Here is a 26,252-nt window from a genome sequence, read left to right on the forward strand (position 1 = left end):
CCATGGTGAAGGCAACTGCGGAAAGGTAACCGACCGTGGGAGGGAAGCCTGCGAATGTATGGATAAGCGTGCCAGTCTGTAGACAGCCATCCGTGCGTCACTGCCCACTCGAATGCATTCACACCGAATCTGCAGGGCTACGAACAGAAACATCCTATAAGGCCGGACCGGTCAGGCGAGTGAGCCAAACATCACGAAGCCCTGCCCTTTCGACCGATCAGGTAAAGGATGAGCTCGTGCGGCGGAAATTCATGTCCTTATCCGGGGCGATTGGTGGGGTTGCGAGGAGTAAGGCTTGCCTGAAAGTTCGGAACCATGCCGTGCAAGTAGCATTGATCCCGACCGAACTCAGCAGTGGCCGTAGTACTGTGCTTCGACCTCCAATCGAAACAGGCAGGGCCAAACAAGTAAGGACAAGTAAGAACAAGGAAGAGCCATCAGGCAACTTGTCGCGAGGGAACCCCCGCCCGATAGGAGTTGCGAGTTTATTGGACTCTGCAATCGTGCGGACTATAGGTTCATCAGTCTGACCGGATGATACCGCGACGGCGTCATGCCGTGGTGGTGTGATAAGGACGGTCAGCAATGACCGTCCTTACCCGATTTCGTCAGGTTTCGCCGGTAGGGTCGTACTCGTACTCAGCATCGCGGTACTCGTATTCGTACTCGATTGTCTCTTTTGCCTTGGTCGTGGCTGGTTGTGGTTGGAACAGTCGAGTCAGCGTCGAGTCGATCCGTTTTAAGTCCGATTTGCCTCGGCGATTCGGCTCCTGGTCGATGGCATCGCAAGCACGCAAGGCATCTTGTATCGAAACACTTTCGAGCGCTGAGCCGCGAGCGATTTCGAAGAAGCGATTCTTGTCGTTGAGACTTAGTTTACCATTGCCCTGTGCGATGTTCAGTGGAATCGACTGTGCCGCTCGCAGCCATTGGTCACGAGCCTGTCGATTCGCACCGCTTAGCGATTTCGCATTGTGACCCGAGGACGCTACGTACTCAATCGATAGTCGATAAACGTCACGTTCTTAATGGTTGACAGTCGGTTCTGCCATCACGCTCCTTTCGAGTATGAGTACGAGTACCATTGCACTGAGTTCGAGTACGACTGCCCTGACGAACTACTATTAGTCAGATGCCACTAATATGAGTGTCTGGGGTTGATATCTTGATTGAAGATCGTAGCCGCGCAATTCGGGGCATCAACGAACGCCTTTTTCGAGTGTAGAATTCGTCTGATAGACAAACTGCTGGGATGTTAAACAAGAGGGTGATGGACAGACGGATGTTAGGCAGACGGTGTCGCAATCAGTCGTTATCACGTCGACCAAGGAGTGGCGAAAGAACGGGCTGAACCACGATGTGGAGAATAAAAGGACCTGTGACTGGGGTAGGTCTCTACTCGTGATTAAGTCTGGTTCAATTGGCCGCTGGTATGCTACCGATTTGAAAAGCGGAAGATTCGGAAAACAGATGAAAAATCGGCGAAATGGCCAAGACAGTGCTCGCCAGTTTGGTGGCTGCGTTTCGCACAATAAGAGCAAATTGGCGATTGGTGAAGCCTGCTTTTTCTTGCCCGGCATGACGGGGCTGACGGGTTCAGGCCCAACTTCAGCATCGCTGCTGTATTAGCTTGGTCACTGTGGCGGGGCGGTGGTTTCATTGCTAGCGATGGTGAGTTGGGGGTGGTGCTCGTGTTTATGTGTCTCGTATTGACCGGAATGCTGCTTTCCACGTTCTGACGAACTTGGCTGCGTACTGTGATTTGTTCGGAGCGGTTCTGCTTTCGATGCAGGATCGCCTTAAGTTGGGTTAGCGGCGGCAAAGCGACGTTGTCGTGGTGCGAGGCGATCTCTAGAATCTGGAGATGTTTGAAGCGCTAGCAAATTGCGCAGGGCTTCAACCGGCTGCGGTTGTCTCGCTGATTGGACCGGCGAGCGCAGCTCCATTTTTTCGTTTTGGGCAGTACGGATACGATGCTCGCTTCTGGCAAAGACACCGATCTTGCGCGGCCAATTCGATTGGTGCTGTCTGACGTCGATGGTGTACTGACCGACGGCTCGATCACCATCGACAATTCGGGAATCGAAAGCAAGACGTTCCACGTTCGCGACGGCTTAGGAATCAAACTCTGGCAGCGGCAGCAATTCTATTTCGGCCTTCTAAGCGCGCGCAACTCGCAAGCGGTGAAACTGCGTGCTGCGGAGTTGGGGATTGAATTGGTGCGTCAGGGCTTCACCGACAAACTGCCAATTGCTCGGGAAATTTTTTTACAGCTACGTCTTCAGCCCCAGGAAGTATGTTACATCGGCGACGATCTACAGGACCTGCCGCTACTGAACGAGGTCGGTTTACCGGTTGCGGTAGCCGATGCGGTGCCGGAGGTTTGCGCGGTGGCTCAATGGGTCATGCAACGCCCTGGTGGGAAAGGTGCTGTGCGTGAACTGATTGAACGGCTATTGAAGGCAAAGGGGCTGTGGGAGCCCGAACTGCCACTTTACTCCAAACACTAAGTCGCGACGGCATGGCTTTGTTTTTCAAACGCTATCTACAAGCCTTGGGCGTCGTCGCTGCAGTGATGATCGTCTATCGACTAACGGTTGTGCCAGCCATCGAACCTCAGCGCAGCGGATCCTATCCCATCCCTGATTTCCTGGCCTCGGTGGGCGGCGAGCGTTGGTGGACAGGGCTGTTTGAACCAAACTCATGGCAGCTCAAGCAGCCCACGGTAGTGCAGAATGAAAACGGAGTTCTATTAGCCGAGACATGGGAGCAAGTCGATCAACGCACCTGGAAGCTGACACCGCTGACAATCGTGATGTCCGATGCGTTGGACCCGTCAGACGAACTCAACGCCCGCGCAGAGCGGCCGGTGTGGGTGATCCGTAGTAATAAAGGTGCAACCATCCATTTTGAGCAGCCGCTGGACCCCAAGAGTGGTACAGTTCCGAGCATTCTACGTGGACAGTTGGATGGAGATATTCGCGTCGAATTGGTTTCATTGGTAGAACCGGGCGTACCACAGCTGCAAATCAACACTCGCAATATCACGATCGACCGCCGACGCATTTGGACACAGGATGAAGTCGAGATCGAGTCGCCCCAGATGAAAGTGCGCGGGCGAGTGCTGCGAGTTGGCTTAATCGGCGATATCCTGAGCAAAGATTCAGATTCACTGGGCCGCAGCGATTCTGCTTCTATGCCTATCGAAGAATTGGAGCTGATGCACTTGACCCAATTCCAACTCGGATTGGATTCAGGCGGAATTTGGTCCAAGCTCAATCCATCGTTATTGCAAGGAGCCGGTCCAATCAAGGAGCTGCCAGCGATGATCCAGGCCGAGTGCGGAGGCCGGTTTACGTTCAACTTCTCCAAGAATTTGGCGACCTTGGGCGGTGGTGTGCATCTTCGCCATGTACTGCCTGGATTGCCTGCCGATGAATTTCATTGTCACAAGATCAATATCAGGCTGGCGGGTCAACAGGCCAGCCCGGCTTCTGCACGGTCAGATTCCGCCGATCCCCTTGCACAGCTGAATGTTCGCGAAGTAGAAGCCTTCGGAATCGACTCGCTGGAGGATTTTGTGGGTGAAATGTGGGTCGAGTTTCAATCGCCCATCTTAGGTGCCACCGCGCGGGCCAAACGTGTGAAGTACGATTTTGCACGGAAGAGAATTGAGCTGGCCGGAAAACTGGATCAGCCAGGTGCCACCATATCAATCGCCGAACTGAATTATCGAGGATTTCAAGTTCGAGCACCGTTGCTGGAGTATCAAGCGGCACCTCCGGGTGAGGACGGTCGCCCGCAGCACGGTGGATGGATGGTTGCACAGGGTGCCGGCGAGATCACCGCCACGGCAGATTCTCCGATCGGTCAAGCACACGCCCGCTGGCAAGACAGCTTTAAGTGGGCCCCCGCCCAGTCGGGGCGACAACAGTGGATCGAACTGTCCGGAAAAACGTTGGTGGAAAGTCCGCAGCACGGCTTTATTACGGCTGAGCGTCTTGAAGTGTGGCTTGCGCCGCCCGATCTGGCCGCTCCTGATCAAACATTCGTGACAGCACCGGCAGATGCTCCGTTCCAAAGTAGTTATCGTCCGTCGCGGATATTGACAGCGGGTCCAACTTTGATTTCAGCTCGCAACGTGCGCGCCTCGGTGGAGACGATGGATTTGTCGTTTGTTTACCCGAGCATGGTCGATATGGGGGCCAGTTCGGGCTTGGAGCTGCAGGATTCTAGCGGTGATCGCTGGATCGATTTTCTGGCCCAACCCGGTGAAATGGCGGCCAGACGGACTGGCGGGCTACCCGTCACAGAACGTGATCGCAGCGACCCGCAACCGTTGGAAATCGATGGTCGCGGGCTGGTAGCAGCTATTGCCATGGTGGGTGGCCAGGCTTGGATTGACAGCTTGACTGCAGAGGGACCGCTTACGCTAAAGTCGGCCACCGATTCCGCTGGTTCGGCTTTTCAAGTGCGTAGTCAATCGCTAACGATGTCCAGTTCGCCGCAGCGCGATATCGAATTGCAAATCATTGGGCAACCGGCAGAGGTGTTCATCGCTGGGGGAATCATTCGGGGGCCGAGCATTCAATTCAACCAGAGTCGAGGCAGCGTGTGGATGAATCAACCGGGGGACTTCACGCTTCCCGCCGAAGCTCTCAATTCACTGGCTGGCAATGCGAGCCTGCGCTGGGACAGGCCATTGCAGTGTACCTGGCAACAGCACATGAACTTCGATGGCCAAACCATTCGATTGGAGGGTGATATTCAACTGACCGGTGCACTCCGTCGCGAAGATCGCATCTGGTTGTTGGAAGGCTTAAGTCAACAGCTTGATTTGCAACTAGCGCAGCCCATCGACTTGAGGCAGCTTAGAGCCGCGTCTGCCACTAGCCAGGGACAATTGTCGCACATCACGCTCCGCAACAACGTCGATTTGCGAATGGCTCAACGCAGCGAAACAGGCGAACGACTGAGCTTGCAGCGCTTAGTAGTGCCCACGGTGACAGTTTACGTACCGCAGGAAAAGATAGTAGCTAACGGTCCAGGGCGAGGTTTAACAAAATTCAGCAATCAGCGTTCACTGGGCTCGCTAGCAGGTTCTAGCTCAGAGTCGTCGCGTGGCCTGTATAGTGGCCATCTGGCTTTTCGCGATACTTTAGTTGCCTTTTTGGCTCGCAACGAAATCGTAGCCGATGGCAGCGTCAGAATTGCGACTTCTCCCATTCAGGATTGGGATCAGGAACTGGATCCGTTTGTGCTGTCGCGGTTGGAACCTGGTCAAATGAGTCTCTCGAGCGATCAGATTAAGCTGTATGACACGAGTCCGCTCAATTCAACACAGGGCTATAGGTCACCCGGTACAGCGAACGATCCTGGTCAGCTATGGGAAGCTCAAGCAACCGGTAACGTCGTGTTTGATGGCAATACAATATCGGGCCAATTTGCAGGTTCGGCGTACCAGGTAACGTTTGTTCAAGGTAAAGATCGCTTGGCGATCAGCGGTGATGGACGTACCAAAGCGCTGCTGAGAATCCCATCAACGGCCTTACTCAAGGCCGATTCACGAGCGGGTGCGATGGACAAATCCGTTACGACGGTTCAGGTGGATTCGGCAGTTCTAAATGTCAAAACAAACGGGCTGGAAGAATCGCAGGGATTACAACTGCAAATGGATCTTCAATCTGATACCGCAGGAGCATCATCCGCAGCGACTAGCGCTGGAATCCCTACGACCAAGCCGAATGCCGGTGGGGCTTCACTTCCCAATCCCCGCGACAGTATTCAGAATTTTCTCCGCGGCACGCTGCCGCAACCAACGGGGACTCGATAGCCGAGTACGAATAATGCTAGTGCAGTTTGCAAGTGCCGTTCTCGCACGTTTTGCCTGCTAACTGGTAGCGTCTAAGAGCAATGCGTTGGTACAACCATCGCCACAGGGGCATGCTGCCCGGTAGATGCAGCAGCGGTATCAGCCACCACAGCTTGGGCAGTTTTCGACTCAAGTATTTGGCTGCGTCGGCACCGCCAAACTTCTTGCCCTGTGCGGTCACAACCCACATCTGTTCCATCAATTGGGTGTGTGTCAAATCTGGGCACAGCGTTGCCGTCCGCTGGTCGTGCAAGCTCAGGTAGGCCAACTGGTTCGAGTCCAATCGCCGCAGGCGTTCGACTCCGCTTCTACAAAAATTGCAGTGGCCGTCCCAAATCACGACGTCCGCTGAGGGCAGTTGGCTGGGATCAGGAAGAACGACTGGGGTTCGCACGGCAACAACGTCTATCCAATGACTTAGAAACTGCTACAGGAGGCCACATAGATCGCGGACCACAATCGGCTCGCGTGAAGCAAAAGGCTCACCATAAAGCGTACCAGACATCCGTCCCCAATATGCCGCTTCGTCACGTACGCGATCCAAAAAAGGTGGATTATCTTGTTGCCGACCGACGACAAACTGACTTTGGTAGGCCGAGATAGCAGCTAATTTGGTGGTCCATTGATCGCTGATGTCCAGAATAAAAGCCGGATGGGCCAGATGTTTCAGATGCACGCAGTAATAATAGTAGATGCGTGCCGGATGGTGCGGTGCTCCATCCAAATTTGATTTGGTGAGCTTGGCCCAAAAACGTGCCGCTTCAACCAGCGCAGTCGCTGCAATGTGGTCTGGATGCGCGTCTTGCCAATACGGTGCGAAAAGCCAGCGCGGTCGAGTTAGGCGAATGACATTGGCCAAGCGCGTACGTGCGTCCAGGGTAGCTTCGAGACTTCTGTTGGGCAGGCCTAAATTCTCTCGCCAAGTAACGCCCAGTATCTGGCTGGCTTGGATTGTTTCAGCACAGCGCGTGGCTACGTCGCCATGTGGCGTGGGCTCGCCATCGGTCAAATCTAGAATTCCAACGCGCCAGCCCAGTTGAATCATTTTGGCGATAGCTCCGCCCATCCCTAGTTCCGCGTCGTCCGGATGCGGAGCAACAACCAGCATATCCAATGGGAGCTGCACTGTCATTTTCCAAAAACGCCTGAGTGAGTTGCCGTCAGCTCGGATTGGGCAGGGTACCCCCGGAGCCGGATTCTTTGTATAAAATGACTAGCTTACTATGTCCAGCGAGCAAGCGTAAGGATATTCAACTGCCAATCGAGCCAAACTCTGCCTACACGATTGGTGGGCCGTCTACAAACCCGTGAGCGATTACGAAATTCATGACCCTGGCCACTAGCAGTCGAGAATTAGATGAACTTCGTGCGAACATCGGCAGAGCTGTTCTGGGCAAGCCAGAGGTAGTCAAGCTGGTTACGACGGCTCTTCTAGCGGCCGAACATATTCTGCTGGAAGATGTACCGGGCGTCGGCAAGACTTTGATTGGAAAAGCGCTAGCCAAAAGTATCTCTGGCAAGTTCACTCGCTTGCAATTCACGCCGGATCTGTTGCCCAGCGACATTACTGGCAGCAGTGTTTACAACTCCACCAAGAGCGAGTTCACTTTTCACCCAGGGCCCGTGTTCGCCAATGTTGTGCTGGCCGACGAAATCAACCGTGCCCCCCCCCGAACTCAAAGTGCGCTTTTAGAAGCCATGGGAGAGGGGCAGGTTAGCGTCGATGGCGAAACACATGCTCTCCCCTCGCCAATGCTGGTCATCGCAACTCAAAACCCGTTTGAATTCGAGGGCACCTATCTGCTGCCGGAGAGCCAACTGGATCGGTTCTTACTGCGAATTACCGTCGGTTATCCAGAGCGTCAGCAAGAACTGGACTTGCTGGCAGCTCACCGTCAAGGACAGCCGGTAGATGGGTTGCAGCCAGTCATTAGTTTGGCGCAGATTCTGGAATTGCAGCGGCGCGTGCGGCAGATTCATGTCGATGCCTCGCTGGCAGGTTACCTACTGGATATCGTGCACGCCACCCGTCAGTCGGATGCAGTTCAGGTGGGTGTCAGTACGCGAGGCGCTTTGGCGTATTACCGAGCCGCACAAGCTCTGGCTTTGGTCGAGGGACGCAGCTACGTGATTCCCGAGGACATCAAACGCCTGGCTGTACCCGTGTTATCCCACCGCATCGTACCGCGCGGCATGTTGCCAGGGGCGGACCGGGCAGCGGCTGAAAATGTGATTCACGGTCTGCTCAAGAGCGTCATCGTTCCCATTTGAAAATTGAGCTCTCGTGGCCAAGCGCAAGACAATTGAGCGGGTAAGCCGCAGCCGGTTGACCCGCTGGTGGCGGCGATACAAAGTTCGCCGACAACAGCGTCTGGCGTGGTCCGCGTCGCATGTCAGGTTTCGCATGACGCGCGAGGGAACACACCTGACGTTTATCGTATTGTTCATCTCGATTGGCGCGGTTTTGCGTGATGTCAATTTGTTGATTTTGCTTGCCGCGTCCATGATCGGGCTGTTGTTGCTCCACTGGCGGTTGGCGGTTGGAACGATCTCTGGGCTGAATGCGACTCGCCAGTTACCCGAACGCGTCGTGCAAGACGCAACCAATCAGTGCCTGATCTCTGTCACAAATCCCAAGCGCTGGTTAGGAGCTTGGTTAGTGACAGTGGAGGATATTTTTCACCAAGTGGCACCGGTTCAGCGGCGCTCGGTGGCTCGATGTATGGCTGTGATCGACCAAATCCTTCCGCGCAGTACATCCTTGGCAACTTACGGGATTGTGTTTCATCAGCGCGGCAGATACCAAGTCCAGTCATGCACATTGTCAACTCGCTTTCCGATGAGTCTGGGACGCAGTTGGCGAACGCTGCCATTGGACGGGGAGGTGATTGTGCATCCTCGACTAGGTGAACTGATGCCAGCGGCCAAAGGTCTGTTTCACAGCGATAAAGAGGGGCAGCACAAGACTTCGATGCATGCGGGGGCTCACGAGGCCGAGTTCTACGGGTTGCGACCTTGGTCACGCGGCGATTCGCGTCGTTGGATTCACTGGAGAACGTCGGCACGTTTGGGTGAGTTATCTGTGCGCCAGTTCGATCGATTGCAACGGCGTCAGGCCTGCGTATTACTGGATCTGTACTTGGCTCAGGGCGACCGAAGCCCTGCTAATGTTGAATGCTGCGAGAAGGCGGTTGCCTTCTTGGCAACGTTGGCTAGCTGCGTTGCTAGAGAGTCTGGAATGAGAATCGCTGTGGCCATCGCAGCGTCAGAAAGTTTGACATTGACGAACGTCCAAAGTCCAGTGCTGGTTCGCAATCTGCTGGATGAATTGGCCGTCGTTCAGCCTGCGGCTCGGCCCGAACACCGGGATGCAGTACAGAAAATGTCTGCTATCCTGTTAGAATACCCTAGTCTGTTGGTAATCAGCACTCGTGCCAGTCGAGCCGAGCAGTTGCGCACCGAATTGGCGCTGGATTGGGGGCCACAGTCAGCCGCGCGTTTGGCAATTCGTTGGTTGAATGCCTCGAGAGGTGAATTGGAGCCGTTGTTTCGATGGAACCCCAGCGTGTCCAACGAATCCGCCGCTACTTAACGCAGCGGTTTTCTGTCATTGCTATTTTGACCTCGGTGTTAGTGGCCAATGGCGGAAGTGGTAGTCTATTTTTGCCAGTTCTGGTCGTACTGGTCACTGTGTCCGCCTATGTACTGGTGGACTGGCTGGGCGTCGTACACTTGGGTCGAACCGGCAGTTTTGTCGGCATGGCCTTGGCTACTTTGGTAGCAATGGCAACCTTGGTGGTCAGTGTCTATCGCGACTTTCAGTCGGTACAGTTGCTGGCGGTAGCCAGTCTGCTGATCTACCCCCAGTGTGTCTTGTTCTATCAGAAGAAGAGCCTGCGGGTTTACGAGCAATTGTCGATCTTCCTATTGTTGCAGATGATCGTCGCTGCGCTGATCAACGACAACTACATCTATGGCCTCCTGATGGTGCCGATATTGTGTCTGTGGGTCTCGGCACTTTTGCTGTTTGCGCGATACGCAGCGCTGGTAGATGCGTCGCCGGACATCGACCAGCCGGTGCCGCTGCTTTACCAGTTAATCTATGAACGATTTGCGGCTTCGTTGCGCGCGCAACCGCCGAAGCCGATAGCAGCCAGCATTGCTCAAGTTCAACCCAATCTGTTGACCGTTCACCGAAAGCAGACCGGCTGGACGACGGGAACTATGGCACTGGGTGCACTAGCATTCGGTGGCGCAGTATTTTATTTGCTACCGCGCACGCAGTACAACGAGATCGTCAGCTTTCAGGTACGCGAAGTTGGAATTGCCGATCAGGTTACCGTCGGCAAATTTGGCAGCATCCTGTCCGATCCCACTCCGGTAATGCGGGTGCAATTCAGTAATGCAGATGGGACAACCTATCCAGTGTTTTACCCGCCCTATCTGCGAGTGGGAGTCGTGGGGCAATACAGTCCACCACGAAATGCGTACGACCCCGGAGTGTGGGTATCTCAGCGCAGTCCCAACGGCTCGGAGCCGCCACCTCCAGCAAGTTCCAATCCGCTACGCGATTTGGTGCAAGTCGAGGTGCAATTCAAGAAAGGCATACGCCGCCATCTGGTAAGCGTGCCGCCGGTAACAGACTTTCCGGCGAAATTAGAATATCGACATGACGAATTGGCGTTTGCCACACTGGTGCAGTATGAACTGCATCAATCCAACCTCCAGTCGTACCATTTTGTTACGGCTGGCTTTGCCGATCATCGGCAACTGGGGATATTTGCGGACTACGATGAGAGGAGTCGTCTGGATGCGACGGGTGGTCTACCACCAATGCCGGCAGCCGATCGAATGCGCATGGAGATTTTGCGCAGCCTTAAAATTCAGCCGACAGACCGTTATGCCGCAGCAAAAGCCTTCGAGGAACATCTGAAACACTCCGGCGAGTACCGTTACTCGCTCGATATGCAGCCGCCATTTGACCCGGACATCGATCCGATCGAAGACTTTCTGGTAAATCAGAAAGCTGGACTGTGCCAGAACTATGCAGCCGGACTTGTAACATGGCTACGTCAAACCGACATTCCATCGCGTATTGTGATTGGCTACTTGCCGGTCGACTTCAATCGGATGGGCCAACATTTTATCGTTAAGCAGTCCGACGCGCACGCATGGGTCGAGGCCCGATTTGCCCGTCACGAATTGCTGGGCACAAATCTTGAACCGCTTTTAGACGACGCGCCGTACTATTGGGTGCAGTTGGATGCCACACCTCCAGGTGATCACCCAGAACGAATGATTGTCCAGAATCGCCGTTCGCTGGAGTTCGCTGAAAAAATATGGGATAACTATGTTGCCAGCTCTCAGATGCTCAAGCAAAGTGGGCTGTACGAGAACGTCTCGGGCAGTGGCAAGGAAATGGCCAGCTGGCTGATGTCTGAATGGCAACTTCTAAATGGAACAATCAGCGGCAGCCTATTTCGAAATCGGACTATTGGATTTCAATGGCAGTTGGCGGTTGGGGTTTTTGTGTTGGGCGTAGCTGCATTAGGCCTCTGGCAGTTACTTATCTGGCTTCCACGACTGGCACCCGGGCTCTCGCGACGATTCGGACTACGACAGCGCGCCACCAATTCCATCCAACTGACCTTCTTTGCACGCTACGTAGATTTACTGGAGTCATTGAGATTATATCGGCATCCATGGGAGACCATCGAAGATTACACGAATCGCGCTCGCGGCCAGCTTGACCATCCGACTGGCCCTAGCGCGTCCGAAGTGGATCGTGCCGTAAAATTCCTGACGGACTGGTATTACGCTTTACGTTTTGGCGATCGGCGTGACCTGTCCGCTAATGCGAGACAGCAACTTGAGCAGCACTTACAAGTCGTCCAGAGAGCTGTCAGAGCTGGTAAGTCCTGACGGCGGCCACCCTTCCCGTTTATGTGCAACTCAGTTAATCTAGAGCCCTCAGCCGCCCAGTGTGAGTCCTGATTTTGTTGTCGCTCCATGGCCTGCGAAGTGTAGTTTAGAACTAGCGGCTAGTATTCGATACCGCCGCAAGAACACGCGCGAGGCGTAAACTATTCGTACTCTGCCTCCAACACAAACAAGTCTAATTCAACCAGCAGTCTCTGCATGTCGTCAGAGTACAGCCGGCGTATTACTTTGACAGGGAGTTCACCTAAGATGCGTTTTTTAAGCCAGCCTAGAAATTTACTTACAATCATTGCCCTGGTCGGTGCACTCGGCAGTGTGCCTTTGCTGTATTCCAGAATTGCCCAGGCGAACCAGCCTGAGGAGCGCTTAACAGGTCTGAATTCCGATGATGAGAAACTCGAAGGTGCCAAAGTGAGCCAGCAAAAATCGCTACTGCGACATGTCGTCCTGTTTCAGTTCAAAGCCGACGCAACCTCCGAAGAGGTAGCGCGCTTGGTCAACGCATTCGGAGAGCTGCCGAAGAAGATTGAGGTTATTGTTGACTACGAATACGGGACCAACAATAGCCCCGAGGAATTGAACGCAGACTTGTCGCACTGCTTTTTGCTTACTTTTCGCAGCGAGAAAGATCGCGATACATACTTGAAGCATCCGGCCCATCAAGCCTTCGTAGATGTGGTTCTACCGCGTTTGCAGAAGGCCGTTGTGGTAGATTATTGGGCGCAGCGTTAGGTCACAAGTGTTCGTGGCTCTGGTCGGGCGAGTAGTGTATGCGAGTCGCGCTGTTCATTCCCTGTTATATCGATCAGTTCTATCCTCAAGTCGGCCTGGCGATGGTTGACGTACTTAGTCGCTTCGCGGATGTCGAGTTATGCTACCCCGAGCAGCAGACGTGCTGTGGGCAACCGATGGCCAATACCGGCTGCGTCGATGACACACGCCCATTGGCCGAACGATTTGTGGAAATTTTCGCTCCTTACGACCATGTTGTTGCGCCGTCTGGCAGCTGCGTGTCGATGGTCAAGCATCACTACGAAGGTCTATTGCCGCAAAGTTCTGAATACCACTCGCTTAAAAGTCGCGTATGGGAGCTTTGCGAATTCTTGACGGACATTTTGCATGTCCAGTCAATGCCACATGCGTTTCCCTATCGCGTCGGACTGCACAGCAGTTGCCATGGGCTACGCGAACTGCGTCTAGATGGCTGCTCGGAGCGCGTCGGTGCGCAACCCAGCAAAGTTCGCCATTTGCTGGAGAAGGTTCCCGGTATTGAATTGGTTCAGCTTCAGCGAGCTGATGAATGTTGTGGCTTTGGCGGTACATTTGCTGTGGCGGAGGAAGCGGTATCGGTCATGATGGGCCGAGATCGGATCGACGATCATTTGCAGGCCGGGGCGCAGGTGATTACGGCTACCGATGTAAGCTGCCTGATGCACCTGGAGGGCCTGATTCGTCGAGCCAGGCAGCCGGTGAAGGTGCTGCACGTTGCGCAAATTTTTGCTGGTGCCAAACTAGACGGCGTCTAGCTGACGCCGTGGCTGTAGTTTTGGCTGAGGCTTCTGGTGCGACCGCCAGGTGCGATTCGGCTGGTCGGCGAGGCAATCGCGGTTTATAAAATGGTGCATCACGACGCCGACAATTCGTCCCCGCAGCGCCACTGAACACAACTATGCCGCGATACAATCCCGCCGAAATTGAACCCAAATGGCAACGATTTTGGGAAACCAACCAAACTTTTCGTACTCCAGAGCTGCCTAGCGCTGAGAAACTGTACGTTTTGGATATGTTTCCCTATCCCAGTGGAGCCGGACTGCATGTGGGGCATCCCGAGGGCTACACGGCCACCGATATCGTCTGTCGCTTCAGCCGTATGCGGGGCAAGAGTGTGCTGCATCCAATGGGATTCGACGCTTTTGGACTACCTGCGGAAGAACATGCAATCAAAACAAATACTCCGCCCCGAGTGTCGACAGAACGTAATATCGCTGAGTTTACACGCCAGTTAAAAATGTTAGGTTTCAGTTATGACTGGGATCGTGTCCTGGCGACCACGGATGTGCAGTACTTCCGCTGGACACAGTGGATATTTCTGGTGCTGTTCGATACCTGGTTTGATCCTGTGTCGAACAAGGGCAGGCCGATCGCCGAGTTGCGTATACCTGACGACGTACAGCAGCAGGGGCAGGATGCAATAAACCGATATCGCGATCGCTATCGACTGGCATATCAGGATGACGCACTAGTCAATTGGTGCCCGGCGCTGGGAACGGTGTTGGCGAACGAAGAGGTGATTGATGGACGTAGCGAGCGCGGTGGGCATCCCGTTCAGCGCATACCGCTGCGACAATGGATGCTGCGAATCACTGCCTACGCCCAGCGATTATTGGCTGACCTAGATGGTTTGGATTGGTCGCCTGGCATCAAAAAGCTGCAAAGTGATTGGATCGGTCGCAGCGTCGGTGCCGAAGTCGATTTCTGCTTGGGTACTCAGGCGGAGTTTGCAATTTGGCAACGCCAGCGTAGGCAGGAGGGGTTTCCTGAGGAACCCGGCGAGCGCTGTCTGCGTGTTTACACGACGCGTCCAGATACGCTGTTCGGAGCCACCTACGTCGTCTTGGCCCCAGAGCATCCACTGGTCCCCCAGCTAACCACGGAAGCTCAGCGCGATGCGGTCAACCAATACCGCCAAGCAGCATCCTTCAAGAGTGATCGCGAGCGCACCGAGAGTGATGCCAAAAAGAAAACCGGTGTTTTCACCGGCGCTTATGCGATCAATCCAGTCAATGGAAATGCCATTCCGATCTGGATCGCCGACTATGTCTTAGCCAGCTACGGAACCGGCGCGATCATGGCCGTGCCTGCGCATGATGAGCGTGACTTTGAGTTTGCTCAAACTTTCCAACTTCCGATTGTTGCCGTGGTTCAGCCAATCAGGGATGGTGGCGTGGACATCCAATCTGTACTGGCAGGGCAAGCTTGTTACGCTGCAGCTGGAACCGCCATGAACTCGCCAGGCTACGATGGCTTGGCGACCGAGCAGTTTAAGCAGCAGATCACCGCCGATCTAACCCTGGCCGGAACCGGGCGGCAAGCGGTTAACTACAAGCTACGCGATTGGCTGTTTAGCCGCCAAAGGTTCTGGGGAGAACCTTTTCCCATCTTGCACGAACTGGATTCGGCAGGCCAGCCCACAGGATCTATTCGCGCCTTGGACGCTTCCGAGCTGCCGCTAGATCTGCCACCGCTGGATGACTATAAACCGCACGGCAAGCCGGAGCCACCACTCGGCAAGGCACCAGCGAGCTGGCTGTATGTCGAGCGCGATGGCAAACGCTATCGACGCGAGACGAATACCATGCCGCAGTGGGCTGGATCGTGCTGGTATTATCTGCGCTTTATCGATCCGCGTAACGATCATGCTCTCTGCGATCCACAGAAAGAACAAGCCTGGATGCCAGTCGATCTGTATGTCGGCGGAGCGGAACATGCTGTGTTGCACCTGCTGTACGCGCGCTTCTGGCATAAAGTTCTTTTCGACCGTGGCTACGTCAGCACGCCAGAACCGTTCCGCAAGTTGGTTAATCAAGGAATGATTTTAGGCGAAGTCGAGTATACCGCGTACCAGGTGGATGGCCGATGGATTCAACCCAATCAAGTTCGCCGAGATGACCAGACAGGTGAACTGCGTTGCGCGCAGTCCGGCGGTCTAGTTCGGTCGGTTCAGCTCCAAGAATCTCAGGTTACAAAACAGGGCGACGGCTTTGTCTTGGCTGAGCAAACCGATATTCGCGTCGAGAGTCGTGCACACAAAATGTCCAAGAGTCGAGGGAACGTAGTCAATCCAGATGAGATTGTCCGCGAGTACGGAGCCGATTCGCTGCGATTGTATGAAATGTTTATGGGGCCGCTGGAGTCAACCAAACCGTGGAGCATGGCGGGCGTGAGCGGTGTTCGTAATTTCTTGGATCGCGTGTGGAGAATGTTCGTCGACCAGCGCCGCGAATCCGTTGAACTTTCCGAGAATATTCAGGACTTGTCGGCTACCGACCAGCAAAATCAGGTGCTCCACAAGACAATTGCAGCCGTCACCCAAGACATCGAGTCGATGAGTTTTAATACGGCGATCGCGCGACTGATGGAGTTCGTCAATTTTTTCACCAAAGAACAGCTGCGTCCGCGTGCGGCGATGTGCGAGTTCACCAAGCTGCTGTCGCCGTTTGCTCCGCATTTAGCCGAAGAGTTGTGGCAGTTGCTGGGGCACCAACCATCACTGGCGTATGAGCCGTGGCCACAGTTCAATCCTCAATGGACACGGGCCGCCGAAGTCGAAATTCCACTACAAATCAATGGTAAGCTGCGAGCCAGAATTACCGTGCCCTCGGAGTGCTCACAGACTGAATTGGAGAAGTTGGCCATGGAAGATCCGCGTATTCAGGAACTCGTCAGCGGTAAACAGATCGTCAAAGTCGTGGTCGTCCCTGGGCGACTCGTGAATGTTGTGGTTCGATGAGCGAGTCGCAACATCCGGTGGCCCCGCGCGTCCTAGTATTGCTGTGTACTTACGATGAGATTGCCAATCTGCCAATGATGGTCAGCCAATTGCATCAGGCTTTGCCACAGGCGGACATCCTGGTAGTCGACGACAACTCGCCCGATGGAACAGGTCGCTGGGTTCAGCAACAGATGGCCACCGACCGGCAGTTGTTCTTGCTCAGCCGGTCTGGCAAGCTCGGATTAGGTTCGGCGACGCGAGTTGGCATCCAGTGGGGACTGGAACACGAATACGACTACTTGATCAACCTCGACGCCGATCAGAGTCATCGTCCTAGCGATGCGCCCGCGCTGTTGATGGCTTGCCGAGGATTGCAGGGTGGCGTCTCGGTGGGCTCGCGCTATTTGCCGGGCGGCGGATTCATCGGCGTGGCCTGGCATCGCCGCTGGATGAGCCGTCAGATTAACCGCTACGCGGGCAGCAGACTCAAGCTGCCCCTGACCGATTGCAGCGGATCGTTTCGCTGTTATAGCGCTGCAGCATTACGTCAGGTAAACCTGCAGCAGCTGACCTGCAACGGTTACGGATTCCTGGAAGAGATTTTAGTGGCACTGCATCGCTCAGGCTGCCCATTGGCTCAAGTCCCCATTCTGTTTCAGCCGCGCACTGCCGGGCGCAGTAAACTAAGCCTGCAAGATGCTTGGGGTGCAATCCAAGTGATCCGCAGACTAGCCCAGCGGTAGATGGCTTATCCTCGAAGTGCAAAGGCAATATCTTGCTCCGAGGCTTGGCGTTTGTGTCCTGCGCCGATCGAATGTCATGAACTTCGGGGCTGCTAGCCAGCGATTTGAGTGACAAAAATGATCAGGCCCAACATCAACATGCTAATCGAATTCAGCAACATGTGAATCAATACGCAGGGCCAAAGTGATTGCGTTTGGCGATAGACCAGCCCCAAAAAAATACCTAGTACCGACAGCGGCACAAAACTCATGCCGTAAGAGATATGTGCCAGCCCAAATAAAATGCCAGTCACCACCGCTGGCCAAACTGCGGGAACAGCTTCGACTTTAGCTACGACTTCCGTCATTTCACTTGGGAAAGCAGTCGCATGGCCGGCACTAGCATCTGCCAGGGGTGGTTCAATGACCGATGGAGGCATCGCTTGTGATTGTGGAGTGACACCGAGCACATTGGTTAGAAGACTTTTGAACGGAATCGACTGTAGCCAACCTTGTAACATCCCCCGAAACAAAAATTCCTCGGTTAGTGGTGCGGCGACAACGGCGGCGAAGAAAGCCAATAGAAACCCGGTTAGCGATCCAGATGCTTGAGCGGACTCAATCAGCGGATGACTATATTCGGATTGTGACATTAGCGAAATGGCGGTCATCATCAGATAGACCAGCGGCAACATGGCTAGGCCAGCTGCCATACTAAGTGCCAGCAGCGAAACGGGAATCGCCCCCAAGCCCACATGTTCGATACTTCGCCGATAGCGGGCGATAATCCAGGCGACTCCCAAGAATACGCCCATCAGACTAGCTGCCCCTCCGACCGCCATGGCTTCCAGAGACATTTGGCCTTGGCTGCCGATACCCATGGCTCGCAGCGCCCAACTGGCTGGACCTAATTGCAACAACACAACAAAGCCAGCGATCAGCAGCACATCGAAGAGCGACCAACAACTGGGCTGCCAGCCAAGACGCCGTGGAATCCAAGGCTGACCATGGGACTGGCGGTAAAGCAGCCAGGCCCAACTTGCCAAGCTGCTAATCAAGATTGTGAAGACCAGGAGGCCGATAAACATCATGTACAGCAACAAGCTCGGATGTTGCTGAAGCATCTCTGGGGTGATCTCAGGCGTCTGTCGCATTCCCATAGTGTTTAGCGTTATTCGTGGATTGGACGGGGGCTGAGGAAGCGTAACACGACGGACGGAGACTATTTCGTTCGCACTGAAACAATCGGGGCCTACGGCGAACGACTTAATGAAATGGCGCGAGCTACATAGTCGATACCGCTAGCAACCGTCAGCAGCAAAGCGCTCCATAGTAGCACACTGCTGATCGAACCTAGCCATGCAAACTGGCTACCATAAGCTAACTTTAGCAAGCTGGCTACGATGGCCGCGCACTGAAGTCCCATTTTCCATTTCCCCATCCAGACTGCGGAAAAGTCGCCGCCACGTCCTTCCACCATCGCCCGCAAGCTGGTCACCAGCAGCTCGCGCCCCACGATCACCGTAACCATCCAAGCGGCCACCCCGCTACCGATCTGGCCGACCAGGGCCACCAGAGCTGCTGTCACAATGATCTTGTCAACGAATGGGTCAAGGATCCTGCCAAGTTTGGTGACTTGTCCGTATCGACGAGCCCACCAGCCGTCGACAAAATCGGTAGTCGCCGCAATCAAAAACAGAATGGCAGCCACCAGATAATACTGCCACTCGATCAACAAGCCCACGAAAAGTGACAGCAGCAAGCGCGCCATCGACAATAGGTTAGGCACATTCCAAATACGATTGGGATCGCCGGTCGCATCGGTCGAATTTGCCATCTACTCGCAACCTGAAAATAGCGTCTACCGTGGCTGGCCAATCGCTGCTGCAATTAAGTCATATTGCTGATGCCCCACGATTTCGCAAGGCACCAGCGCTCCGGCGTATAGCGGCGTGCGAGGCGATCCGGTCAGATAGACCAGAGCGTCAACGTCTGGCGCGTCAGCCGGACTGCGTGCTAGCCACACGTTCTTCGACTTGTCAAGTTCCTTGTCAACAATCACTTCCACGGCACGGCCCACCTGTCGCTTAGCCCAAGCAAATGCGACCTGCTGCTGGACCTGCATAAGCTGCTGCTGTCGGGCCAGTTTGACCTGTTCATCAACGTGCCCTGGCAGCTTCGCCGCCGGTGTATCGGGCTCTAGTGAATAAGTGAACACGCCCAATCGCTCGAATTTCGACTGCTGCAAGAATTCGGCCAGTTCGTCTACGTGCTCCTGCGTTTCGCCTGGAAAGCCCGTAATGAAGGTGGTACGAATTACCAGATCATCAATCCGCTCACGCATTTTGGTGATAAGCTCGCGAGTTGCCTCAGGGGAAACGCGTCGTGACATGCGTCGCAACATTTCACCGTTAATATGTTGCAGTGGCATATCGATATAAGGCAGGATTTTCGGCGAGTCTGCCATCACATCGAGCAAACGATCGTCGATGTACATCGGATAGAAATACATCAGCCGAATCCACTGGATGTCGTCGATCGCGCTCAGCCGTTCAAGCAACTGCGACAATCTGTTTTCACCATACAGATCGCGGCCGTAGTAGGTGGTATCTTGGGCCACAACGATCAGCTCGCGGACACCAGATCTGGCCAGCTCGGTGGCTTCGTCAATAATATTCTCTAGCGGCTTGCTGGCATGTTTGCCGCGCATTTTGGGTATCGCGCAAAAAGTGCACAGTCGATCACAGCCCTCAGAAATCTTTAGATAGGCAAAGTGAGGCGGAGTGATCCGTAGGCGGTGGGTATCGTCCAGCGCGCGAATGGGAGCCGGTCGAAAGACGGTGCGCTGTTCGTCCAATCCGTCCATTACGCGGGCGGCCATCAGCGTCACGTCATCACGGGAGAAAACCCCGACCAGGGAGTCGATTTCGGGACGTGCTTCGAGCAGCGCTTCACGCTCACGCTCTGCCAGACAGCCAGAGACAATCACTCCACGGATCTTGCCATCCCGCTTAAGCTGCAGCATTTGATCGATGGCTTCCATCGACTCTTGTCGAGCCCGATCGATGAAGCCACAGGTGTTGATCACTACAAACTCTGCCTCTTCCGGGTTGGCCACCAAGTCATAGCCTTGGCGGTGCAGCTGCCCCAACATGCGCTCACTGTCAACGGTGTTCTTCGGACAGCCCAAGCTAACGAAAGCATATCGCCCCAGACACTGCCGATCCCCGACAGGGTTCTGCGCAGCGTTTGCCGAAGCTGCATTCGGCGTTTCTACGACGGGTAATCTGATTGCCATGGGGAAGGATTCGCGACGATTGTTGCACTATCCCCCGCGTGGGAACAGTGTAGTAAGCCGGACGGCGGGTTCAAGGTGGATTGAAAATGCCGAAGCATTATAGTCCTGTGCCGCAAATTGAATACCACTTACCCCCCATTGACTTGGCGATCTGCGGTAACGCGGCGAATCTCCTTAAGTCCCACAGGTTGGGCTAATCTTCAGGCATCTTGATTCCCTGTTTCCGACCACATTCCAAGCAAAGTTCCGCCAATAAGCGGTCATCGACACCAGACTGGGGCCAAGGCTGCTTGGCGAACACCAGATAAGCATTCGGTTTATCCAGCAACGCTACGTGGTTGCGATTGACCTGTCGCCGTTAGAATCGCTACAGTCCGCCCTGGAATTTGCCCGCCTGTGCTTGCATTGGTGGGCCGATGGGCTGTGGCGAGTTGCCTGCGGCGTATGTTTTATTGATGTGTATTTAAATTGCTTCGGGTGAAATCCTATGTCTACCAGTACCAGTGAAGAACTTCGTTGCTCAACTCGCATTGGCGTGCGGACACCGGTGGTCCTCTACGAAAAACTGAAGACAGGAGGACTTCGTCGAAGCCGTGCCTGGACTGACGATTTGTCGATGGTTGGAGCAAGAATCGTTACCGAAAAACCTCTAGAAAGCAAAGAGCTGTTTTTACGGATCATGCTTCCTGATCTCAAGGATCAGCTTATTCAATGCCAAGTCGTACGCGAGCATCAGCAAGTGGTTCACAGCCTAAGGAATAGTCGGCTCGATCTAGAACGTTCGTGCTACGGAGTTCAATTCTTGGGTCTAGCTGACCAGAGCGTTCTAGACACGATTGAAGCCGCTGACAATCTGGCTCTGGGCCGCTAACGCACGGGACACCGCTTGAGTCCGACCCTCGGCTCAACACAAACTCCACTTGTGTTTAATGGGATAGCTTCACCAGTATCCGATCGCCATCAACTCGCACAGCATGAGTGGCTGTAGGTTCTGTAGCAGGCATGGTGAGTGCTTTTCCGGTGCAGACATCAAATCGAGCACCGTGGCGCGGGCAGATCAAGCAATTACCTTCCAAGTCCCCCTCGCCTAGCGGCCCACCGTCGTGCGTACACACATCATCCAGGCAGTAAAACTGCCCTTGATAATGCACCAAGACTAAGAAGCGATCATCGACCTCGACGCACAGTCGACCGTCGACCGGAAACTGGGACACCGACGCTACCTGAACGAAATCCGATTGACCGGTAGTCACCTAGCGATACTCCTGAACCTGACGAGCAATCGACTGGCTCAGCGCCTCACGAACGGATTCAATCGTAATGCGATCAAATATCTGCTGAAAGAACCCGGTGACAATCATCCGCGCCGCTTCCTTGCGGGTGAATCCTCGACTCTGAGCATAGAAGATCAACTCTTCGTCAACCTTGCCCGATGTACTGCCATGTGTGCAACGCACATCATCGGCCTGGATCTCCAGGCCTGGAATGGAATCGGCTCGAGCCTGATTACTGAGCAACAAATTATCGTTACGTTGATAGCCGTCAGTCTTTTGCGCCACGGGGTCCACTTGAATCATCCCGCGCCAGACGGTGCGCGATTGATCCTGCAGTGCCGACTTGTACAAAAAGTCGCTGCGACACGAGGGAGCCTGGTGATGCTGCAGCGTATTGTAAGTCAGTTGTTGTTTATCCTGAGTGAACAGCACTCCGTTGACTTGCGAATAGGCACCTGCACCGGCTAATGCAACCTGTTGATGAACGTGTGAGAACCGACTTCCCAGCGCCGCCACGGTCCACTGCAACGAACTATCGCGACTGAGGCGGGCCTGTTGGTGCGAAAAATGCCACACCCGCCTGCCCCAATCCTGGAGGTTGACGTAACGTAATCTGCCTCCTGACTTGACCACAATCTCTACCGCACCACAGTGAAAGCCATCGGCTTGCTCGTTGGGGCTGTTGCCTTCGTATAAAAAAGTAGCTTCGGCTCCCTCGTCGACAACAATCAGGGTTCGCCCGGTATCGGTGGCACCGGAGGTTAGCCCAGCGGCCACGCGAAATGGTCGCTCGATGCATATCCCACGTGGGACGTACAACAGCTGGCCGCCTGACCAAGTGGCACTTTGCAAGGCTGCGAATCGGTCACTACGATAGTCGACCTGCTTGCCCAAGTAGCTCTGTAACAATTGTGAATTCTCCTCTGCAGCGCGGCTGAGATCCCCAAACAGCACTCCTTGCGCGGCTAACGCTGGATCCAGCGTGGCCGAAAGGGTTGCGCCGTCAAGAGTCTGCATGACGCCTGCCGGGTCAACGCCTTCAGCTAGGCGCTCTGGGATATTCAATTCTTGGAATGATCCGGCAACCTCGCTGTTGGGAAGACTGTAGCGCTGAAGCTTAAAGGAGCGCAGGTCACTTCGCATCCACTGTTCTTGGCTGCGGGATGGCCAGGCCATCGACTGGAACTGGACCCAGGCGGTCCGCCGAGCGGCCAGCAGCCAATCGGGTTCCTGGCGCTGGCTGAGAAAACACTCAAAGCCAACATCATCGAAGGCATTCGTTGCCGAGGGTTCCGAGGCGGTCATCACCGAATCGATTTCAACACGAGAGTCATGCATGGCGACTAGCCCACCGAACCTTCCATTTGCAGTTGGATCAGACGATTCATCTCCAGCGCATACTCCATCGGCAACTCCTTGACTAACGGCTCAATAAAGCCATTGACGATCATCGTGCTGGCTTCGGCTTCCGACAACCCGCGACTCATTAGATAGAACAATTGCTCTTGGCCAATCCGTGATACGCTTGCTTCATGTCCCACGCTGACATCCTGCTCCATGATCTCGATGTACGGATAGGTATCTGACCGACTGTGTGGATCCAAGATAAGCGCATCGCAGACGACGTTGCAGCGCGAATTGGAGGCCCCCTTCTCAGCACGCACTAATCCGCGGTAGCTGCTGCGTCCGCCGTTGCGGCTGATCGACTTGCTGATGATCTGACCGGAGGTATGAGGCGCTGCGTGAACCAGTTTAGCGCCGGCATCTTGGTGTTGGCCTTGGTTTGCAAAGGCAATCGACAGTATCTCGCCGCGGGCGCCAGGCTCCATCATGTAGACCGCAGGATATTTCATCGTCAACTTGCTGCCCAAATTGCCATCGACCCATTCCATGGTCGCATCCGCATAAGCCACGGCTCGCTTGGTAACCAAGTTGTAGATATTGTTGGCCCAATTCTGAATGGTGGTATATCGGCAGCGGCTGCCGCGTTTGCAGATGATCTCTACTACGGCCGAGTGCAGACTCTCCGTGCTGTACATCGGTGCCGTGCAACCTTCGACGTAGTGAATCGAAGCCCCTTCGTCAACGATGATCAACGTCCGTTCGAATTGCCCCATATTCTCGGCGTTGATACGGAAATAGGCTTGCAACGGAAACTCAATCTTGACCCCTGGCGGCACGTAAATAAACGAACCACCAGACCAGACAGCAGAATTCAGCGCTGCGAACTTGTTGTCGTGTGGCGGAATAATGGTTCCAAAATACTCGCGGAACAGGTCTGGGTGTTCACGCAGGGCCGAATCGGTATCCAGGAAGACCACGCCTTGCTGGGCTAAGTCTTCCTTTAGCGAGCCGTAGACAACTTCGCTCTCGAATTGAGCCTTGACCCCCGCCAAGAACTTGCGTTCGGCTTCAGGGATGCCCAACTTTTCGAAAGTGTCCTTGATTTCCTTGGGAACATCATCCCACGAACGCTCCTGGCCTGAAGATGGCTTGAGATAGTAATAAATATCCTGGAAGTTGATATCAATATCACCGCCCCACTTGGGCATCGCTTTGGAGTGAAAGACGTCCAGCGAATGCAAGCGGAACTCACGCATCCATTCCGGTTCGCCTTTCATCTCGGAAATCTGAGCAACGATTTCACGATCTAGACCCTTGCGAGCCTTGAACACAGCCGGCGAATCAGTTCTGAAGTTGTACTTATTAATTTCTCCGATGGCATCGGATGATTCGAGTGCGAGGTCAGTTGACATATTGACTAAGTCCTAATCTTGAAAAGTATCAAACAGATGCTGACGCTGGCCGTGTGCGCTCTCTACACGCCGACTTCGGCTTCTTCGCCGACCATTTGCTGATTGGCTCGATCCGCCTCTGGGTAGGTCTGTCGAATGCGCTGGTAACCTTGCTCGTGAAGCTCCCGAGCCAACTCGATGCCACTGGTTTCGACAATGCGACCGCCCAACATTACGTGCGTAAAATCGGGCGGATTGTGTTCAAGTAGTTTGTCGTGGTGAGTAATAATCAGCAGACCCATCTTCTCGCGACCGATCTCGGCGATACTGGCACTGGCCAGCCGAACAGCGTCGGCGTCCAGACCGCTGTCGGTTTCGTCCAAGATGGCAAATTTGGGCTGCAACATTGCCAGCTGCAAGATTTCAGAACGCTTCATCTCGCCACCGGAAAAGCCATCGTTGACGTAGCGTCGAGCAAACTCAACGTCCATCTGCAATTGTTCCATTTTGGATTTGAGTTCTTTGCGAAAGTCACGCATTGGAATCAGCTCTTCGCCCTCTTTGCGGTCGGGGCGACGAACGTTGGTGGTGGCGTGTCTCAAGAAGTCGGCCATCCGGACGCCAGGAATCGCGATCGGGCGTTGAAAGGCCATGAAGATTCCGGCCCGCGCTCGCTCGTCGGCCTCCATCGCCAGAATGTCTTGTCCATCCAGAGTGATGGTCCCCTGCGTGACTTCATATCCTGGGTGGCCGGCAATCACCAGCCCTAGCGTGCTTTTGCCTGAGCCATTTGGCCCCATCAGAGCATGAGTCTCGCCGTGGCGCAACACCAAGTCGACTCCACGCAGGATTGGCTTGCCTTCAACTTGCACATGCAGATTATGAATAGTCAGTGTCGGTTTCATTGGGTTGATTCTTTCCTACCTATCATTAATTCAGTGGACTACTTGCCATGACCATCAGTTTGCTACCGCGTTTTCTATGGCGCGAATGATGTTGGGCTATGACAAAGATTCATTCTCGTTGAGTAATCGGATACTTTCTGCAGGCAGCGGCTCGACAGCCGCAACTGGACGAAACTGACAATGCTCGTGACCATCTAGCCGGCAACATTCAAGTTGTACCGACTGGCCAACAGCAGCACTCAACATCTCCTGTTCCAGTTCACACACGTGACGCTGATTTTGGTCCCCGGCTAGATCCGGGAAAGGACAGGCCAACATGTGCAGTACCGGCATATTGCCCTTAGGTGTAAGCGTCGCCGGTATCTTCCGCCGTGCTAGCTGAACAACGATCTCTTCCAGTCGGTCGTCGACGTTAGCATCTTGCGGCAATTCATGAATCAAGTCTTGGCTCATTCGTCGTGCTACACGAAGTAGAATTCGTGACCGCAGACTAGGGTTAGGAAGGTCGAGTACCTCCGCCCAAAGGGCTGCGGCCAGCTCGGCATAGCTGACCGACGAGTACCGCATTCCCAAAGCCGTGAGAAAGTAGCGAAACTGCGGGCGACCACGGCCGACACTCTCTTTGCTGCGACCGACAAGACCCACTTCTTCCAGGCGATCTAAGCGCTGACGAACGGCGGTCGCCGTCACTTCAAGCCGTTCGGTTAAATCTTGGACAGTCAGATTCTGATGCTGCCTCAGCAGATCCAAAACAGCTTGGTCTATAGGACGTATATGCTCGGCTTTTGCGGCTCGCATCTCGCTCTCCTAGGTGGTGCGACCAAGACTACCGCTCTTAGCCACAGCCCGATTTTATAGGTGCAAGACCATTTTTGACAAGCCCTGCTGTGAAAAATCGAACTGGGAGCAACAATTCTAGGCTAAACTCGCTAAAATTGGGCTTCTGACTATACTGCGACATAGGAATTTCCCTCTGGCAATTCTGTGAAGCGTTCACGAATGTCCCATGTTCAA

At 54.4% G+C, this 26,252-nt stretch carries 22 protein-coding genes; 11 read left to right on the forward strand and 11 right to left on the reverse strand.

Annotation, left to right across the window (positions count from 1 at the left end; all coding sequences use genetic code 11):
• Positions 1-608: 608 nt before the first annotated feature.
• Positions 609-1,001 carry a four helix bundle protein gene (locus KF752_08340; protein ID MBX3421548.1) on the reverse strand — a complete coding sequence of 131 codons (393 nt, stop codon included), beginning with the start codon at positions 999-1,001 and terminating at the stop codon, positions 609-611.
• A gap of 469 nt (positions 1,002-1,470) precedes the next feature.
• Here KF752_08340 and KF752_08345 point away from each other — a divergent pair, with 469 nt between their 5' ends.
• The 3 genes from KF752_08345 to KF752_08355 all read left to right on the forward strand — a co-directional run bounded on the left by KF752_08345 (position 1,471) and on the right by KF752_08355 (position 5,833).
• Positions 1,471-1,629, forward strand: a complete 159-nt coding sequence (locus KF752_08345) for a hypothetical protein (GenBank protein MBX3421549.1) — start codon at positions 1,471-1,473, stop codon at positions 1,627-1,629.
• A 344-nt stretch (positions 1,630-1,973) separates the two neighbouring features.
• Positions 1,974-2,510: an HAD hydrolase family protein gene (locus KF752_08350; GenBank protein ID MBX3421550.1), complete on the forward strand. Its 537-nt coding sequence runs from the start codon at positions 1,974-1,976 to the stop codon at positions 2,508-2,510.
• A gap of 11 nt (positions 2,511-2,521) precedes the next feature.
• On the forward strand, positions 2,522-5,833 hold the full coding sequence (locus KF752_08355) for a hypothetical protein (protein ID MBX3421551.1): 3,312 nt from the start codon (positions 2,522-2,524) through the stop codon (positions 5,831-5,833).
• A gap of 16 nt (positions 5,834-5,849) precedes the next feature.
• On the opposite strand, the gene KF752_08360 is transcribed toward KF752_08355, so the two are convergent.
• Together KF752_08360 and bshB1 are read right to left on the reverse strand one after the other, a co-directional pair.
• Positions 5,850-6,281, reverse strand: coding sequence for a DUF393 domain-containing protein (locus KF752_08360; protein MBX3421552.1), 432 nt, complete (start codon positions 6,279-6,281; stop codon positions 5,850-5,852).
• An 18-nt stretch (positions 6,282-6,299) separates the two neighbouring features.
• Positions 6,300-7,004 carry a bacillithiol biosynthesis deacetylase BshB1 gene (gene bshB1 / locus KF752_08365; protein MBX3421553.1) on the reverse strand — a complete coding sequence of 235 codons (705 nt, stop codon included), beginning with the start codon at positions 7,002-7,004 and terminating at the stop codon, positions 6,300-6,302.
• Between the two features lie 242 nt (positions 7,005-7,246).
• Between bshB1 and KF752_08370 the strand changes: the two genes are divergently transcribed.
• The 7 genes from KF752_08370 (at position 7,247) to KF752_08400 (ending at position 17,047) form a co-directional block, all read left to right on the forward strand.
• Entirely contained in the window at positions 7,247-8,143 is an 897-nt protein-coding gene (locus KF752_08370; protein ID MBX3421554.1) for a MoxR family ATPase, read from the forward strand.
• 13 nt (positions 8,144-8,156) lie between these two features.
• The gene (locus KF752_08375) at positions 8,157-9,464 is read left to right on the forward strand and encodes a DUF58 domain-containing protein (GenBank protein ID MBX3421555.1); all 1,308 of its coding nucleotides are present in this window, start codon (positions 8,157-8,159) and stop codon (positions 9,462-9,464) included.
• Complete coding sequence (locus tag KF752_08380) at positions 9,425-11,794, forward strand: DUF3488 domain-containing protein (GenBank protein MBX3421556.1); 2,370 nt, start codon at positions 9,425-9,427, stop codon at positions 11,792-11,794. The genes KF752_08375 and KF752_08380 overlap by 40 nt, the downstream gene beginning before the upstream one ends.
• Before the next feature lie 267 nt (positions 11,795-12,061).
• The gene (locus tag KF752_08385) at positions 12,062-12,544 is read left to right on the forward strand and encodes a Dabb family protein (protein MBX3421557.1); all 483 of its coding nucleotides are present in this window, start codon (positions 12,062-12,064) and stop codon (positions 12,542-12,544) included.
• A 38-nt stretch (positions 12,545-12,582) separates the two neighbouring features.
• Positions 12,583-13,338, forward strand: coding sequence for a (Fe-S)-binding protein (locus KF752_08390; GenBank protein ID MBX3421558.1), 756 nt, complete (start codon positions 12,583-12,585; stop codon positions 13,336-13,338).
• Positions 13,339-13,481: 143 nt separating this feature from the next.
• A complete protein-coding gene (gene leuS / locus KF752_08395) occupies positions 13,482-16,322 on the forward strand; it encodes a leucine--tRNA ligase (protein MBX3421559.1) in 2,841 nt (946 codons plus the stop codon).
• Positions 16,319-17,047, forward strand: coding sequence for a glycosyltransferase (locus KF752_08400; protein MBX3421560.1), 729 nt, complete (start codon positions 16,319-16,321; stop codon positions 17,045-17,047). The genes leuS and KF752_08400 overlap by 4 nt, the downstream gene beginning before the upstream one ends.
• 92 nt (positions 17,048-17,139) lie before the next feature.
• On the opposite strand, the gene KF752_08405 is transcribed toward KF752_08400, so the two are convergent.
• The 3 genes from KF752_08405 to rimO form a co-directional block, all read right to left on the reverse strand.
• On the reverse strand, positions 17,140-18,180 hold the full coding sequence (locus tag KF752_08405; protein MBX3421561.1) for a CPBP family intramembrane metalloprotease: 1,041 nt from the start codon (positions 18,178-18,180) through the stop codon (positions 17,140-17,142).
• A 98-nt stretch (positions 18,181-18,278) separates the two neighbouring features.
• Positions 18,279-18,863, reverse strand: a complete 585-nt coding sequence (gene pgsA, locus KF752_08410; GenBank protein MBX3421562.1) for a CDP-diacylglycerol--glycerol-3-phosphate 3-phosphatidyltransferase — start codon at positions 18,861-18,863, stop codon at positions 18,279-18,281.
• A 24-nt stretch (positions 18,864-18,887) separates the two neighbouring features.
• On the reverse strand, positions 18,888-20,324 hold the full coding sequence (rimO, locus tag KF752_08415) for a 30S ribosomal protein S12 methylthiotransferase RimO (protein ID MBX3421563.1): 1,437 nt from the start codon (positions 20,322-20,324) through the stop codon (positions 18,888-18,890).
• Positions 20,325-20,811: 487 nt separating this feature from the next.
• On the opposite strand from rimO, the gene KF752_08420 reads away from it, so the two are divergent.
• The gene (locus KF752_08420; GenBank protein ID MBX3421564.1) at positions 20,812-21,195 is read left to right on the forward strand and encodes a PilZ domain-containing protein; all 384 of its coding nucleotides are present in this window, start codon (positions 20,812-20,814) and stop codon (positions 21,193-21,195) included.
• 55 nt (positions 21,196-21,250) lie between these two features.
• Here KF752_08420 and KF752_08425 read toward each other — a convergent pair whose 3' ends face one another.
• The 5 genes from KF752_08425 to KF752_08445 form a co-directional block, all read right to left on the reverse strand.
• Positions 21,251-21,577, reverse strand: a complete 327-nt coding sequence (locus KF752_08425; GenBank protein ID MBX3421565.1) for a non-heme iron oxygenase ferredoxin subunit — start codon at positions 21,575-21,577, stop codon at positions 21,251-21,253.
• On the reverse strand, positions 21,578-22,903 hold the full coding sequence (gene sufD / locus KF752_08430; GenBank protein ID MBX3421566.1) for a Fe-S cluster assembly protein SufD: 1,326 nt from the start codon (positions 22,901-22,903) through the stop codon (positions 21,578-21,580).
• A 38-nt stretch (positions 22,904-22,941) separates the two neighbouring features.
• On the reverse strand, positions 22,942-24,354 hold the full coding sequence (gene sufB / locus KF752_08435; GenBank protein ID MBX3421567.1) for a Fe-S cluster assembly protein SufB: 1,413 nt from the start codon (positions 24,352-24,354) through the stop codon (positions 22,942-22,944).
• A gap of 62 nt (positions 24,355-24,416) precedes the next feature.
• Positions 24,417-25,238, reverse strand: a complete 822-nt coding sequence (gene sufC / locus KF752_08440) for a Fe-S cluster assembly ATPase SufC (GenBank protein MBX3421568.1) — start codon at positions 25,236-25,238, stop codon at positions 24,417-24,419.
• Between the two features lie 96 nt (positions 25,239-25,334).
• Positions 25,335-26,036 carry a replication-relaxation family protein gene (locus tag KF752_08445; protein ID MBX3421569.1) on the reverse strand — a complete coding sequence of 234 codons (702 nt, stop codon included), beginning with the start codon at positions 26,034-26,036 and terminating at the stop codon, positions 25,335-25,337.
• Between the last annotated feature and the right edge of the window lie 216 nt (positions 26,037-26,252).

This window comes from Pirellulaceae bacterium (genome assembly GCA_019636385.1).
Classification (GTDB): domain Bacteria; phylum Planctomycetota; class Planctomycetia; order Pirellulales; family Pirellulaceae; genus Aureliella.